Annotated in this window: 16 protein-coding genes; 9 read left to right on the forward strand and 7 right to left on the reverse strand. The window is 35.2% G+C overall.

The genetic code is table 11. The features are described 5' to 3' along the window. Window positions 1-131: 131 nt before the first annotated feature. A complete protein-coding gene (locus ACLBXA_RS14130) occupies window positions 132-1,574 on the reverse strand; it encodes an MATE family efflux transporter (protein WP_003309213.1) in 1,443 nt (480 codons plus the stop codon). Window positions 1,575-1,915: 341 nt separating this feature from the next. On the opposite strand from ACLBXA_RS14130, the gene ACLBXA_RS14135 reads away from it, so the two are divergent. Beyond that, window positions 1,916-3,562, forward strand: coding sequence for a peptide ABC transporter substrate-binding protein (locus tag ACLBXA_RS14135; protein ID WP_447617261.1), 1,647 nt, complete (start codon window positions 1,916-1,918; stop codon window positions 3,560-3,562). A 27-nt stretch (window positions 3,563-3,589) separates the two neighbouring features. Here the strand turns inward: ACLBXA_RS14135 and ACLBXA_RS14140 are convergent, their stop codons facing one another. After that, window positions 3,590-3,793 (reverse strand): hypothetical protein, encoded by a 204-nt coding sequence (locus ACLBXA_RS14140; protein ID WP_000559983.1) that lies wholly within the window; start codon window positions 3,791-3,793, stop codon window positions 3,590-3,592. Between the two features lie 591 nt (window positions 3,794-4,384). Here ACLBXA_RS14140 and spx point away from each other — a divergent pair. Beyond that, complete coding sequence (gene spx / locus ACLBXA_RS14145) at window positions 4,385-4,780, forward strand: transcriptional regulator Spx (protein ID WP_000258267.1); 396 nt, start codon at window positions 4,385-4,387, stop codon at window positions 4,778-4,780. A gap of 49 nt (window positions 4,781-4,829) precedes the next feature. On the opposite strand, the gene ACLBXA_RS14150 is transcribed toward spx, so the two are convergent. Further along, the gene (locus tag ACLBXA_RS14150; protein ID WP_000362600.1) at window positions 4,830-5,504 is read right to left on the reverse strand and encodes a TerC family protein; all 675 of its coding nucleotides are present in this window, start codon (window positions 5,502-5,504) and stop codon (window positions 4,830-4,832) included. A gap of 345 nt (window positions 5,505-5,849) precedes the next feature. Between ACLBXA_RS14150 and mecA the strand changes: the two genes are divergently transcribed. The 4 genes from mecA to pepF all read left to right on the forward strand — a co-directional run bounded on the left by mecA (window position 5,850) and on the right by pepF (window position 11,353). Then, window positions 5,850-6,533, forward strand: coding sequence for an adaptor protein MecA (gene mecA / locus ACLBXA_RS14155; protein WP_000350716.1), 684 nt, complete (start codon window positions 5,850-5,852; stop codon window positions 6,531-6,533). Window positions 6,534-6,605: 72 nt separating this feature from the next. After that, on the forward strand, window positions 6,606-8,150 hold the full coding sequence (locus tag ACLBXA_RS14160; protein ID WP_000799189.1) for a cardiolipin synthase: 1,545 nt from the start codon (window positions 6,606-6,608) through the stop codon (window positions 8,148-8,150). A gap of 80 nt (window positions 8,151-8,230) precedes the next feature. Continuing rightward, window positions 8,231-9,475, forward strand: a complete 1,245-nt coding sequence (locus ACLBXA_RS14165; protein WP_097825785.1) for a competence protein CoiA — start codon at window positions 8,231-8,233, stop codon at window positions 9,473-9,475. A 51-nt stretch (window positions 9,476-9,526) separates the two neighbouring features. Beyond that, on the forward strand, window positions 9,527-11,353 hold the full coding sequence (gene pepF / locus ACLBXA_RS14170; protein ID WP_000003356.1) for an oligoendopeptidase F: 1,827 nt from the start codon (window positions 9,527-9,529) through the stop codon (window positions 11,351-11,353). Between the two features lie 131 nt (window positions 11,354-11,484). Here pepF and ACLBXA_RS14175 read toward each other — a convergent pair whose 3' ends face one another. The 4 genes from ACLBXA_RS14175 to ACLBXA_RS14190 form a co-directional block, all read right to left on the reverse strand. Beyond that, a complete protein-coding gene (locus ACLBXA_RS14175) occupies window positions 11,485-11,658 on the reverse strand; it encodes a hypothetical protein (protein WP_000750354.1) in 174 nt (57 codons plus the stop codon). 229 nt (window positions 11,659-11,887) lie between these two features. Continuing rightward, complete coding sequence (locus tag ACLBXA_RS14180) at window positions 11,888-12,781, reverse strand: ClpXP adapter SpxH family protein (protein ID WP_000360643.1); 894 nt, start codon at window positions 12,779-12,781, stop codon at window positions 11,888-11,890. Further along, window positions 12,781-13,179 (reverse strand): globin domain-containing protein, encoded by a 399-nt coding sequence (locus ACLBXA_RS14185; protein WP_000043386.1) that lies wholly within the window; start codon window positions 13,177-13,179, stop codon window positions 12,781-12,783. Before ACLBXA_RS14185 ends, ACLBXA_RS14180 begins: the two co-directional genes overlap by 1 nt. A 168-nt stretch (window positions 13,180-13,347) precedes the next feature. Then, window positions 13,348-13,926, reverse strand: a complete 579-nt coding sequence (locus tag ACLBXA_RS14190) for a CYTH domain-containing protein (RefSeq protein WP_000191102.1) — start codon at window positions 13,924-13,926, stop codon at window positions 13,348-13,350. 146 nt (window positions 13,927-14,072) lie between these two features. Between ACLBXA_RS14190 and ACLBXA_RS14195 the strand changes: the two genes are divergently transcribed. The 3 genes from ACLBXA_RS14195 to ACLBXA_RS14205 are packed head-to-tail and all read left to right on the forward strand — an operon-like array spanning window position 14,073 to window position 15,929. Then, window positions 14,073-14,444 carry a UPF0738 family protein gene (locus tag ACLBXA_RS14195; protein WP_001179996.1) on the forward strand — a complete coding sequence of 124 codons (372 nt, stop codon included), beginning with the start codon at window positions 14,073-14,075 and terminating at the stop codon, window positions 14,442-14,444. Between the two features lie 30 nt (window positions 14,445-14,474). Then, window positions 14,475-15,113 carry a GTP pyrophosphokinase gene (locus ACLBXA_RS14200; protein ID WP_001081480.1) on the forward strand — a complete coding sequence of 213 codons (639 nt, stop codon included), beginning with the start codon at window positions 14,475-14,477 and terminating at the stop codon, window positions 15,111-15,113. Window positions 15,114-15,131: 18 nt separating this feature from the next. Beyond that, window positions 15,132-15,929: an NAD kinase gene (locus ACLBXA_RS14205; protein ID WP_000673196.1), complete on the forward strand. Its 798-nt coding sequence runs from the start codon at window positions 15,132-15,134 to the stop codon at window positions 15,927-15,929. Window positions 15,930-15,932 lie beyond the last annotated feature (3 nt).

The raw sequence follows: 15,932 nt of genomic DNA on the forward strand, positions 1-15,932 counted from the left end.
AGAACGATTTGTATTTTTTCATCAGCTGTAAATTTAGCCATAGAAAAACTGCACCTCCAATTGTTAGACTGTGTCTAACAATTGGGGTGCAGTTCAGGAAGGAGGGCTCTTTTTTCTACTATATAAAATTACTAAACTTGAACAGAAATACTCTCTTCTTGTTCTTCAGGTTTAACTAGTGCGTAACGTTCCCAAGCTCTACTTTTCCAGCGGAAGAACATAATAATGGCACGTGTCCATTCGTCGATGGCAATCGCTAGCCAAATACCCACGAGCCCCATATCTAAATGAAAGGCGAAAAAGTAACCTAGTGGTAAACTCATTAACACCATAGAAAATGCACCGATTAAAACAGGATATTTTGCATCACCAGCTGCACGAAGCGAATTAATGATGACGATGTTCATCGTACGTCCCGTTTCAAGTAGTACACTTAGTAAAAGAACACTTGCGCCTAACCCGATAATGTGCGGATTATCTGTAAACAGTCCCATTAATTGTGTACGGAATGTAATAACGAGAGCGACCATACATAAAGTTACACCAATCGCCCATTTTACACTTTTCCACAAACGTTCGTATGCTTCATCCTTTTCGCCACCACCAACAAGGCGGCCAATAATAATGGCTGTTCCCATACCAATCGCAATTGCAAATAAATAAGTGAACATGGAAATGTTAGTAGCGTATTGTCTAGCAGCTAATGATTCCGTTCCTAAGTACGTTGCGTAATAAAGGAAGACGATTTGACAAGCTTGATACATCACTTGTTCAAATGCAGATGGAATGCCGATTTTTAAAATTTTTCCAATGTATTCTTTGGATAAAGTGAAGTAATATTGTAATTTCACACGATATTCCATAACGCGATATAGTAACCAGAAGAAAACAATAAGTGCGATCAATCGACTGATAGCGGAAGAAATTGCAGCCCCTTGTACACCGAGCTCAGGGAAACCAAATTTCCCGAAAATGAGTACGTAGTTTCCAGCGATATGAATAATATTCATTCCGAGTGAAATAAACATCGCTTGCTTTGTAAAACCGTGTACACGGATAATTGCGGCTAATGAGTTAATGATAGCTTGCAGGAAGATTGCCCCTCCGACGATAGATAAGTAGTTTTGCGCATACGTTAGTACATCGCCTTGTAAGTTCATTGCGAGCATCATATGTTTCGAAAATAAAAGAAAACCAGCGCTTATAACGAGCCCAACTATTAAATTTAATGTGACGGCTAATGCTGATATTTTAGATGCTTCCATAAAGCGTCTGGAACCGAGGTATTGAGATACAACGATAGCAGCGCCGTTCCCGATGACTTCTAATACCAAAATCGCAATATGGAGATATTGATTCGCTGCACCAACCCCAGATACAGCATCGTCTGATAATGCACTTAACATGAAAGTATCAGCGATCCCCATCAACATAAAAAGAAAAACTTCTAGAAAAATAGGCCATGTTAATAAGAATAAACTTAATTTCTCTGTCGGCCCATTTTTTGCCTGAATTGCTGTCATGTCCGTCCCCTCTTTACCGATATCTATTTTTAGCAAAATGTATCGTAACATACTTTCTTATCCTTTGCACTCATTTTAGCCTATATATTTTTAATATGAAGGGCCTGCTATTTTATGTTGAAAAGGGTGGGATAATTATACATAAAATATAAAATTTATTTTTCTCTGATAATTTAGAAAAATATAAAAATAATTATTTTTGGCACTTTAGTAAGGAAAATAGACAATATAAAACGTTTACAAAGATATATTTTTTAACACAAAATTTTAATGAAATAGAAATATAAATATACAAAAAATATATTTGTGTGTATAATATGAATTATTAGAACATATATATATTTCTTTCTGTTTGAAAATGAAAGGGCTAACATTTTTTGGAGGGTGGAAGTATGAAAAAAAAGATACCAGTTTTTGTAGTATCAACAGTAGCAATGAGCATGATATTAGGGGCATGTAGCTACCAAAAAGATGAACCGCAAGCAAACGCAAAAGGGGATAGCGGGAAAAGCGGTGCGAAGCAAGTTCTTAATTTAATTGAAACACAAGAAATTCCAACGATGGACCCAGCATTATCAGCTGACGCAGTTTCTTCAAAAGTAATGAACAACACGATGGAAGGTCTATACCGCCTTGGAAAAGATGATAAGTTAGTTCCAGGTGTAGCAAAAGAATTTAAAAAGTCAGAAGACGGTAAAAAATATACATTTAAATTACGTGAAGACGCGAAATGGTCAAACGGTGAGCCTTTAACGGCGAAAGATTTTGTATACGCATGGCAAAGAGCAATCAACCCAGACACAGCTGCGAAATCAGCATACATTATGTATGATATAAAAAATGCAGAGAAAATTAATAAAAAAGAGATGAGTCCTGATCAATTAGGTGTAAAAGCAATTGATGATTACACATTAGAAGTAGAATTAGACAATTCTATTCCATATCTTGTAGATTTAATGGTATATCCAATCTTTTATCCTGTAAATGAGAAATTTGTGAAAGAGCAAGGTGCGAAGTTTGGTTTGGAAGCGAACACAACGCTTTACAACGGACCATTTACATTAAGTGATTGGCAACATGAACGCAGTTTTAAAATGACAAAGAGCTCATCATATTGGGACAATAAAGAAGTGAAGCTTGAAGAAGTAAACTTTAATATTGTAAAAGATACATCTACGCCAATTAACTTATATGAAACAAATGCAATCGATCGAGCGACGTTATTAGCAGAGTTCATCGATAAATATAAAGGAAAACCAGATTTCAAAACAGTAGAAGAGACATCTGTATTTTTCCTACGCTTAAATCAAAAAGATTCAGCTTTAGCAAATAAAAATATTCGTAAAGCAATTTCCCTTGCTTTTGATCGTAAGCCGTTCGTTGATACATTATTAAATAACGGTTCTAAGCCAGCAACAGGATTAATTCCTGATAACTTCATTAAAGGTCCGGATAAAAAGGATTTCCGTGCTGAAAATGGTGATATTGTAAAACCAAATGTGAAAGAAGCAAAAAAATATTGGGAAGCTGGTACAAAAGAGCTTGGAAAAAATGAAATTGAATTAGAGTTATTAAATGAAGATGTTGAATTATCTAAGAAAACTGGTGAATATTTAAAAGGTGAACTGGAAAAGAATTTACCAGGCTTAACAGTGAAAATTAAACAACAACCATTCGCACAAAAGTTGAAATTAGAAGATGCGGGTGATTATGTCATGTCATTCTCTGGATGGGGGGCAGACTTCCCAGATCCGATCACATATCTTGATATGTTTGTAACAGATGGGTCACAAAATAAGATGAAGTACTCTAATCCGAAATACGATGAAATCATTATGAAAGCGAAAAAAGATGGAAGCGATGTAAATGCTCGCTGGAAAAACTTACTTGAGGCAGAAAAAATGTTACTTGATGACGCTGCGATTGTTCCAGTATACCAACGTGGTAGAGCATACTTACAAAGAGAAACAATTAAAGATATGTACAACCATAAATATGGCCCTGATGTGAGCTTCAAATGGGCATCCGTAGGGAAATAAAAAAAGCAGGCTAACCACCTGCTTTTTTTAATACGTGCGTTTCTTATAAATGCCTTTTCCGCCAACTTGATTCCAGCCGGATTGTACATCCAAACTTTTGTTAACAAACTTCATTTTTTCTTTTCCGCCAAAGAGCTTTTCGCCAATGCTATTTGTAATGACACCAATCAATGCTGTTATTCCGATGATGAGGGCAGCAACCGTAATAAAATCAACAAAAAAAGCAATCATTTGCAAACTCCCCCTTTGCCTGTCTGTATGTTTATTGTATGAGATAAAAAATAAAAAAGAAAGAAATGTCAGAAAAAAATAATTTACTTTAGAAATCGTGTGGACAGGAGGGAGAATATTTGTTAAAATAAGAACAAATGTTCCTTTTCATTCTCATTTGTATAGTCTTACATTTCTTAATTGATTTATCAGGAAAAAGTAAGAAAACGTTCTCTTTTTCATAGGGAAGATTATAGATAAATAACTATATATTATATGAAAAATCTAGGGGAAATGAGTATTGAAAGGGTTGAAAGTTATTGTTCAAGTACAGATAAATTGAGCGTAATCATGTTACATAGCAGTGGAATACACGGAAGAGTTTTCTCAACTAGCAGGAAATTTACTGTATATTTCTTGCAAAATCTATTGTATAATGATTATAGAAGTTACTTATTAAAAGTAATTGTTGTTTATTATAAGTTGTTGCTTACATGAAATGCGATTTTTGTACTTTTCAATAAGACAAGTTATCGCGAAAAATTGCTGAAGTTAGAAATTAAAACTGTATTTAGTACAGAATTTGTACTCTTTAAGGAGAGTGAGCTTTGTATGGTAACATTATATAGTTCTCCAAGCTGTACGTCTTGTAGAAAGGCGAAATTATGGCTAGAGGAAAATCATATTCCCTATACAGAACGTAATATTTTCTCAGATCCATTAACAATTGAGGAAATTAAAGAGATTTTACGTATGACAGAAAGCGGAACGGATGAGATTATTTCTACTCGTTCGAAAGTTTTCCAAGAATTGAATGTAAACTTAGAATCTTTACCACTTCAAGATTTATATAAGATGATTCGTGACTATCCAGGGATTTTACGTCGTCCAATTATGATTGACGAGAAACGCCTTCAAGTTGGTTACAACGAAGACGAAATTCGCCGTTTCTTACCACGTACAGTAAGAACGTTCCAATTACGTGAAGCACAACGTCTTGTAAATTAATTATAATAATATGAAAACCTTCTACCTATTATATAGTAGAAGGTTTTTTTTAATGTTTCACATTGCGTAATCGAACTTGTTGTACGATAAAGCCGATGCATAAAATAGTGAAAATGAACAAATAAGGAATGCTTGCAGTGAAACTTGGGTTGTTATGAAAAAAGGTGGCAAGTCTGTCTTCATGTGTAACCATTTTTCCTGCAGTATAGGCAAGAATCGCTGCACCGCAATAAATGAGGAATGGAAATCGTTCCATAAGTATTAAAATAAGTTTGCTGCCCCAAATAATAATAGGGATAGAAATGAGTAAGCCAATTATGACGAGTAAAAATCTCCCGTGAGCTGCACCTGCAATGGCAATAACATTATCAAACCCCATAACGAGATCCGCGAAAACAATTGTCCGCACAGCTTGGAATAAAGTTGTTTTTCCTTGAATAGCAGAAAGATCGTTGTTATTATCAGTTAATAAATTGACTGCAATTAATGTAAGTAAAACCCCGCCAATCAGTTGTAGAAATGGAATGTCGAGTAAATAGACAGCTAATATAGTAAGGGCAATTCTTAGTACGATTGCTAAAAGAGTACCAATCAAAATAGCTTTATTTCGTTTCGATTCAGGTAAATTTCGGCTAGCTAGTGCGATGACAATTGCATTGTCACCACCTAATACAACATCGATACCGACAATCATTAGTACGGATGTTAAAAACTCTAAGTCCATTCGTCTGCCTCCATTTATGATGTTTTAATAAGCGAACTGTATGTATGTGATGAAGAAAGTTGTTGTTAAATAATCTCTTCCAATAGAAGTTTCACTTTATTAAAGTGTACGGGGGAATGTGGAAATGTATGTCCAAATTTTTTGTAAGTAAGAAATCGCTATAATAATATATTTATGTAGTTGATCGAGTAAAGATAGGCATATAACTATTTTTGTAAAATAAATCGATTTTATTTCCATTCTGGAGAATCTTATCATAAAATGAGAGTACAAGAATCTATTGATTTGTCATATGAGTGGGGAATCCCTTCATAACAATTCTAAGCAGGAAGGGAGAGTTGTATTTTGGATATTGAAAGAATTAATGATCATACGATGAAATTTTTTATTACGTACATTGATATAGAGGATAGAGGATTTAATCGTGAAGAAATTTGGTATGATCGCGAACGAAGTGAAGAGCTCTTTTGGGAGATGATGGACGAAGCTCGTGATCATGACGATTTCTTTATTGATGGGCCGTTATGGATTCAAGTGCAAGCAGTCGATAAAGGGATTGAAGTACTTGTCACGAAAGCAGAGCTTTCAAAGGACGGACAAAAGCTGGAACTACCGATAGGGGTAGACAAAATTATAGATATTCCTCTAGATGAAGGCATCGAATCATTATTCCAACAAGAGTTAGTCGAAGAGGTAGAAGAACAAACAGGAACAAACTTTAATGAAGATGGTACGTTTGGCTTTTTAATTAAATTTAATGATTTTGAAGATGTCATTTCATTAAGTCATCGTCTTATCTTTGAAGATATAAAAGATGAGCTGTATTCATTTGAGAACCGCTATTATGTATATGTGGAATTCGATGAAGTGCTACATGATGAAGAAGAAATCGATCGTATTTTAAGTATTATTTTAGAATATGGGGAAGAATCAACTTTAACAATTCATCGTGTAAGTGAGTATGGAAAACAAATTGTGAAAGAGCATGCGCTTGAAACGATTCGCAATAATTTTCCTGCTAAAACGTAGGCCGATTTCTGTAGTATGAAATCGGCTTTTTATATGAAGAATAGGAAAGCTTTCTTAGTTAGGAGGTAAGAGATGAAAAATACGTTAAAGCTGATTTTCTTTATCCTGCTATTGTTCGCATTATTTGTTTCGTTACGTATGTTTATTGATGTAGCATTTTATTCAGATGTGATTGGGATAAAAGATGTTTCGATTTTAGGTATTATTAGTATTTTATTTACAGTATCTGCGTTTTTAATTGGTTGCGTTATTTTCTTAGAAAATCGCCATCCATCTAAAACACTTACATGGTTAATTGTGTTAGGGATTTTTCCGGTATTTGGCTTCTTTGCTTATTTATTATTTGGACAAAATTTTCGGAGAAAAAGAATGTTTCAAAAGAAGGCGTTACTTGATGAACAGGCGTTTTTACAATATAAAGGGCATGAAGATTACGAAGAAAGAATTTTACGCAATCATAAGCATCAAGAGCTGTTATTTCGTTTAGCGGATCGCTTAGGCGCTTTAAATATTTCATTTCAAACTGAAACGAGGACATTAACAAATGGAGATGAAACGTTTCAGGCCATTTTAGATGGATTAAAACGAGCAAAACATCACATTCATATGGAATATTACATTGTGCGTGATGATAAATTAGGAACAGAAATTAAAGATATTTTAATACAAAAATCAAAAGAAGGCGTTGTTGTTCGTTTTTTATATGATGCGGTTGGAAGTTTTAAGTTATCAAAATCGTATATTGAAGAATTAAACGATGCAGGTGTTGAAATGATTCCGTTTTTTCCTGTGCGCTTTCCGATTTTAAACGATAAGATTAATTATCGAAATCATAGGAAAATTGTTGTGATTGATGGGAACGAAGGGTTTGTAGGCGGATTAAATATCGGTGATGAGTATTTAGGGAAAAGTAAATATTTTGGCTTTTGGCGAGACACGCATTTGTATTTACGTGGTGAAGCGGTTCAAAGTTTACAGCTTATTTTCCTTCAAGATTGGTTTTATATGACTGGAGAGGCTGTGCTAGCTCCTGAATATTTACAAGCAAAAGCAGTTGAGGGTGATCATTGGGGAGGCGTGCAGCTCGTTGCAGGCGGCCCTGATAATAAGTGGGAAACGATTAAGCATTTATATTTCGCAATGATCGCTTCTGCTCGGAAATCTATTTGGATTGCAACGCCGTATTTCATTCCGGATGATGATATTTTATCCGCATTAAAGGTAGCTGCGCTTGCTGGTATTGATGTTCGTTTGTTAATGCCGAGTAAGCCTGATAAGCGTACTGTCTTTTACGCATCGAGATCGTACTTCCCAGAGCTTTTAGATGCAGGGGTAAAGATATATGAGTATGAAAAAGGTTTTCTCCATAGTAAAGTTGTCATTGTCGATTCTGATTTAGCTTCAATTGGGACAGCTAATATGGATATGAGAAGTTTTCATTTGAATTTTGAAGTAAATGCCTTTTTATATGATACAGATAGCATTAAAAGACTTGTTCAAGACTTTAAAGATGATTTAGAAGAATCAAGTGAAATTCATGTCGATCATTTTCATAAAAGGCGTCTTCATAGACGAATTGTTGAATCAACGTACCGGTTATTATCCCCTTTATTATAAAAAGAGATGTCCGAAATTGGGACATCTCTTTTTTTAAAGGAATTTGTAATAAATTGTAGAATGTAAAGAGCTGAAAGGATGTGATTACGATATTTATAGCTAAAAGAGAAAACGGAGAAAAAATTCATTTACTCTACAATTGTAATGAAGAGCTTTTGCGCCGTATGCGTCAACAGGAACGATTCTTTTGTGTAGCTTGTGGAAAGGAAGTACAAATGAAATTAGGGAAACAAAAAAGTTGGCATTTTGCTCATAAAAAAGTGGATTCATGTCTTGCCTTTTATGAAGCGGAATCTATGTATCATAGGTACGGTAAAGAATTGTTATATAGATGGTTCGAACGTCAAAACTTTCATGTAGATATAGAGCATTATCTGCCCCAGATTCAGCAACGACCAGATATTTTTATAGAGAGAGCAGGGAGAAAAATTGCGATTGAATACCAATGCGCAAATCTTTCTATAGAGCAGCTGTACAAACGAACCTATTCGTATTGGCGAGCGGGTATACAGGTCATTTGGATCATTGGTGGAAATCAATTGAAAAAGCAATCTGCATATTGGATGAAATTTTCCTCACTTATGGCTTTCTCCTTACAATCTTATCCTCAACCATTTCTTATTTTCTTCTGTTCCAAACAAAAAGCATTTATGAAATGCGCGTTTCTCACTTCTTTTTCTACAAGCGTCTCTTTCTCACATACTATATATTTACCAACTGAAACTACTACTTTTGAATTACTCTTTTCCCCTGTTCCTTTCCAAAAAGAAATATTAGACCGAGAATGGAAGCAACGAAAGGACTATTTTCGAAAAAATGCTTTGCCTATTTGGAATTATAATTATAAGTCACTATTACGCCTCTTATATCAATTTAAATGTACCCCAGCGAGCTTTCCTTCTGAAATTGGTGTTCCACTCCCTTCTGGATTTGCTTTTCAAACAAACCCATTTATATGGCAAGCTTTTCTATATATGAAGTGTATAGGGGAGCTTGCAGTAGGAGAGTGTATTTCTCTTCAATATGTGTGTAGTTATGTAAAAAAGTATACGAAAAGGCGTATGCTCCCGTACTTTTCAAAGCATATATGGAAAGTAGCAGTTACTGAATATATGACATTCTTATGTTATACAGGTGTATTACGTAAAGTGGAGACTTATAAGTACCGGAAAATAAGGGGAATCGTTATGTTAAAAACAGAGGAGGAAGTTATGAAATATGATGAAACTTGTTTAGCGTATGCCTTATCTTTATTTGAGGCAAAGTACAACATGAGAGAAGGAAAAGGGGATATAATAAAGACTGATTGTGAAGGAATTACATAAGAAAAAAACGAATTGTACTTAAGTAGAGATAATTAAAGGAGGGCTTAAAGAATGTCTGAACAAAACAAAGCGAAAACATTACCAGATCGCAATGAGATTGAAGAAGCAAGTACGTGGCGATTAGAAGATATTTTCCAAACAGATGCAGAATGGGAAAAAGAATTCCAAGCTATTAAAGAGCTATTACCGAAGTTAACTGAATTTAAAGGGAAACTTGGTGACTCTGCGGACAATTTACTTGAGGCATTGCAATATGAAGACGAAATTTCAATGCGATTAGGTAAGCTATATACATATGCTCATATGCGTTACGATCAAGATACAACAAACTCTGTATATCAAGCATTAAATGATCGCGCAACAAATTTATATTCACAAGTATCTAGTAGCACAGCGTATATTGTACCTGAAATTTTGTCGGTTTCAGAAGATACACTGCAAACATTCTTGAAGGAAAATAGAGATTTAAGTGTATATGAACATGCATTAGAAGAAATTACACGTCAACGCCCGCACGTATTATCAGAAGCTGAGGAGGCTTTATTAGCGGAAGCATCTGAAGTAATGAGTTCATCAAGCAATACATTTGGTATGTTGAATAACGCGGATTTAAAATTCCCATCTATTAAAGGTGAAGACGGAGAAGAAATAGAAATTACACATGGTCGTTACATTCAGTTTTTAGAAAGTGATGATGGCCGTGTTCGCGAAGATGCATTTAAAGCTGTATATGAAACGTACGGGAAATTTAAAAATACATTCGCAAGTACGTTAAGCGGAGCAGTAAAACGTAATAATTTCAATGCGCGTGTTCGTAAATATGATTCTGCTCGCCAAGCTGCACTAAGCAATAATAATATTCCAGAAGCAGTATATGATCAACTTGTTGAAACGGTAAATGACAACTTACATTTATTACACCGTTACATCGATATTCGTAAGCGTGCATTAGGACTTGATGAGCTTCATATGTATGATTTATATACACCACTTGTACCAGAAGTGAAAATGAATGTGAAATACGAAGAAGCGCAAGACCTTTTATTAAAATCTTTAAACGTACTTGGTGATGAATATGTTGATATTTTGAAAGAAGCATATGAAAATCGCTGGGTAGATGTGTATGAGAATAAAGGAAAACGAAGCGGGGCATATTCATCTGGTGCATATGGAACAAATCCGTATATTTTAATGAACTGGCATGATAATGTAAATAATTTATTTACACTTGCTCATGAATTTGGTCATTCGGTGCATAGTTACTATACAAGAAAAACACAACCGCACGTATATGGTGATTATTCCATCTTCGTAGCAGAAGTGGCATCAACTTGTAATGAAGCGCTTCTAAATGATTATTTATTAAAAACGACAGAAGATAAGAAAGAGCGTCTATATTTATTAAATCATTATTTAGAAGGATTCCGTGGTACTGTATTCCGTCAAACGATGTTTGCAGAGTTTGAACATATTATTCATAAGAAAGTACAAGAAGGACATGCTGTTACGCCAGACATGCTAACGGAAATCTACTACGATTTAAATAAGAAATATTTCGGTGACGCTTTAGTAATCGACGAAGAGATTGGTTTAGAATGGTCTCGTATTCCGCACTTCTACTACAACTATTACGTATATCAATACGCAACAGGATTTAGTGCAGCGACAGCTCTATCTAAACAGATTTTAGAAGAAGGACAACCAGCAGTAGAACGTTATATTAACGAGTTCTTAAAAGCAGGAAGCTCTGATTATCCAATTGAAGTGCTGAAAAAAGCAGGAGTAGATATGGCATCTCCTGAACCAGTAAAAGAGGCACTACAAGTATTTGAAGAGAAATTAAATGAATTAGAAGCATTATTATTTGAAGAAAAGTAATGAAAAAAGACGAGAGATTGTATCCTCGTCTTTTTTGTTGAATAAATTCAATGTCGATATTTGTCGAAAAAATAAGGTGAATTTCTTTGTTTTTCTAACTGAAAGGATAGTTTTACAGCTGATTTTTGAAATTAAAACCCTTTGAATCTTTTTTTATGATTGAAATAAGAGAGAGTGATAACGATGATTCCAAATAAAAGAGGTAAGGCAATAATTTTAGGAAAAGCTTGTAGTAGAGAGAGGATGTACAAGAAAAAAGAAACGATGACAGCTAGAAAGAGAAGAGCAATATAAGATTTTTTCATAAATAACCCCCCTAAATGACCTTTTTTATAGCTTATTCAAAAATGAAAACGTTTAGAATGTGACAAAAGTGTGAATTTCGACAAAAGGGGTTGTCATCTGGCGTCGAATCTTGTAATATAATAAGCGTGAACGAATTCACATACAAACATATACCCCTTTGTTTGAACGTGAAAATTTCTCCCATCCCCTTTAATATTTTTATAAGCCGTAAAGAAAAAGACCTGGTGTTTACACCAGGTCTTTTTCTTTTGCTATCCATTTCCAATAACGTTCGCATTTTACTTCAATCATTTGTACTTTTCGTTTCAGTTGTAATTTTTTAAGTTCGCGCTCAATTTCTTGCTGCGGACAGTCATAAATAAATGCTACTTCTTTTGAAGATATAAATTGTGTTGCTTCTAGTAATGCTTCTAAAGGTGGTAATGGTTCTGGCTCAATTTCACATTTTACAAGTTCTTTCAATAATTGTACGTATACATCGTAGGAATAATTTCCAGCGATTTTAATACCTTCTTCATCTGAGTTCGCATGAAAAAAGACGAGGGAGGGTATTTCTGTAATATGCATCTCATTCGTGAATTTCAAGTCACATTGGAAAGCTTTTTTTGCACTAGCAGAATGTAGATCTTTTTTAAATTCTTCTACATCAATATTGCTATCTTTCGCACATGCAAGTAATAGTTCGCAGTCAGGGTTTGATACATTTTCAAGGAAAATGTATTCTTGGAGTTTTCGCAAAAACTTCGAACCTGCTTTTCGGCCTTGCAACTCCGCCGCCTTAATTGCCATCGAAACTAAATATGGTGTTGACGATGCTTCTTGCATATGTACCTTTCCATCACATGAAAAACCTTGTAAACTTGTTGTCTTTTCCCACACAAATCGAATATTAGCAGGTTTATTCCATTTGTGTGAGGAAGCGTTCGTTCCATCCACTTTTCCTGTTACGATATGACGAATAGAGAAGTATTTCCCGTATTCAAGCCATAGTTTAATAATAAAAGGCTCAATTTCCCAGCAATCTTTACAAAGTGGATCAATAAATAAATATGCTTCTACAGACTTATGCTCGCATGCGGAAGGAGATGGCATATTTATATGCTTTGCTTCCTGCTTATCCATTACACTTCACCTGTTTCGTTTGGAGTATTAACCATATGCTGAGCGGTTAATGCTAAACGTTCAAAAACAAACTCTCTTATATGACCATGCACTCCAGTATCATCCATTGCTTGCTCCATACATGATAGCCAAGCCTCTGCTCGTTTTGGAGTAATCTCAAACGGAAGATGGCGTGCCCTTAACATAGGATGACCATGTTCTTCAGTGTACAAATTAGGACCACCTAAATATTGTGTTAGAAATTGCTTCTGCTTCCTAGCGGTTTCTGTTAAATCTTCCGGGAAGATGGGAGATAAGTCAGGGTGTTTACTGACATAGGAATAAAATGTATCTACTAATATTGCAATGCATTGTTCACCGCCAATTGCTTCAAATGGTGTCATCGGTTGCTTGCTCATCCTTTATAAACTCCTTTTTCCATGAAATGTATATCTATTGTAGCAATGGAATGTTCGAGAGGGCAAATAAACAGCCTTCTCAAACATTCTTTGCTTATTCTACGGGTGTAAACTTTTTTAGTAAGATGTATCCACTAGTGAAACATATTCACTAGTGGAATTTTCACTTTAGCGTGCTTTGTTTTGTTTGGCAAGGAAAAAGCGTTTTACTTTGTTATTTGTATGACGAACAGGTATGTTATGTTGCGTTAATAAATGAATAAATGCAGCTTTTCCTGTTTCTTCATCTTGCACTTCAAATTCAATTTCATAATCATCGTGATTGTAATAGAAACTATGATCAAAGACAAGCGTTCCGCCTTTAAATAATGCTTCGGCTCTTTCAGTTGTTAAACTACCCATATAAGTTAAAGTGGAAACAGGAATTTGTAATTTGTGTAGTTGATCCATTACAGCCCCTGGAATGATTACGTTTGTTTCCATCATCATTCTTGCTTCGTCTTCTGTTACGACTTGATGCGTTTCTAACAAGCCGACTTCTGCAGGTTGTTTCAATGTTAATGTATAAATTTCTCCTTTATGACGAATACGAAGTGCAGAGCCGGCTTCTTTTAACGAGAAGCCCGGTGTTTCAAAGTAGTGATTCACCTGTTTCGTAAATGCTTCAATAGAGAATGATTTACATAATGTATCGAATTCTTCTTCTGTAACAATATTTTTAAATTCAATTTCAATTTCTTGTGTCATTGTATGCGCGCTCCTTTTAAAAAATAATTCTTTACACATTATCGCTTTTTCATAAATTTGGTTCAATGTTTTATTTGTTTGCGTCCATGTTATGATACAATAATACTGTTAAGTAAGACAGGAAGTTGAGATGGAGGAGTTAGAGCATGCAAAATAAAATTCAAGTTAAGAGCGTAGAAAAGAGAGAGAATGCGCTTATTTTTTGTGCGGAAAATAATGAAATAGAGGTAAAGGAGTTAAGTGCGCGTAATCACGTACTTGTAGACTCAGACAATTTATCATTTTTATATATTTTAGAAAACGAATCATCTTTCATTTATGTAAGTATTCCGCACACATGCTGGGAAGCAATGCATGAAGCGATGAATAACGATATAGTAATGTTCGTTCGTGTGAATGACGTTGAAATGGAATTAGAAAATTTAAAAGAAGAAGTAGAATATTTAGTTGAAAATATTGAAGGTAATGCAAATTACGGAGAAGAACTAGTAACTGCTGTAGAAAAAGTATTTCTATAAGCAAATGGATTGATTTTGGTGGTGGTTGAAATGAATCGAAATTGGGAAGAATTTTTAGCACCTTACCATCAAGCGGTGGCAGAGCTGAAAGTGAAACTAAAAGGAATGCGTACTCAATTTGCAATGTTGACAGAGCATTCTCCAATTGAGTTTGTAACAGGAAGGGTAAAGTCGGTTGCTAGTATTATTGATAAAGCGGAGAAGAGAAATGTACCGCTAGATCGGCTGAGAGAAGATATGCAAGACATCGCGGGCCTTCGAATGATGTGTCAATTTGTTGATGAGATTAAGCCTGTTGTAGAATATCTTCGAAAACGAAATGACTTTGAAATCGTGGAAGAACGTGATTATGTCACGCAAAAGAAAGATAGCGGCTATCGCTCTTATCACGTTGTCATTAGTTACCCCGTTCAAACGATTCAGGGAGAAAAAAAAGTATTGGTAGAAATCCAAATACGCACGTTAGCAATGAACTTTTGGGCAACAATTGAGCATTCTTTAAATTATAAATATAGTGGACGTTTTCCTGAAGATATTAAAATACGCTTGCAACGTGCAGCGGAAGCGGCGTTTTTATTAGATGAAGAAATGTCTTCTATTCGTCTTGAGATTCAAGAAGCGCAGAAGGCTTTTTCAAGAAAGCAAGAAACGAAAGATTCCGAATCATAAACTAAAGGGTGTTGGGCGATGAAATTTACAATTATGTCAAAGGGAGATCAATCATCAGATACACTGGCAAGCACGATGAAAGAGTACTTGTTAGATTTTGGATTTACAATGGATGAAAAGGAACCCGATATTGTAATTTCTGTTGGGGGAGATGGAACGCTTTTATATGCGTTTCATCGTTATTATAATCGATTGGATGAAACAGCATTTGTTGGTGTACATACAGGACATTTAGGTTTCTATGCAGATTGGTTACCGACAGAAGTAGAGAAATTAGTAATTGCGATTGCGAAAACACCATTCCAAGTGGTGGAATATCCGCTTTTAGAAGTGATTATTCGCTATGTGAATGGAAGTAAAGAGTCACAGTATTTGGCGATGAATGAGGCGACTGTAAAAAGTGCAGAAGGTACATTAGTAACAGAAGTAGAAATACGCGGAGAATATTTTGAAACATTCCGCGGGGACGGCCTTTGTATTTCTACTCCTTCAGGAAGTACTGCATATAATAAAGCGCTTGGCGGAGCAATTATTCACCCTTCTATTGAAGCGATTCAAATTGCAGAAATGGCGTCCATTAACAATCGTGTGTTTCGTACTGTGGGATCGCCACTCGTATTGCCGAAGCACCATACATGTGTGTTAAAGCCAGCTGCAGGAATGAACTTACAAATTACAGTGGATCATTTAACGATGGTTCATCAAGATGTGAAATCAATCCAGTATCGCGTCGCAAACGAGAAAGTACGATTTGTTCGTTTCCGCCCGTTCCCGTTCTGGAAACGAGTTCGTGACTCGTTTGTTGCAGATAAATAGAAA

This window comes from Bacillus sp. D48C, from assembly GCF_053345735.1.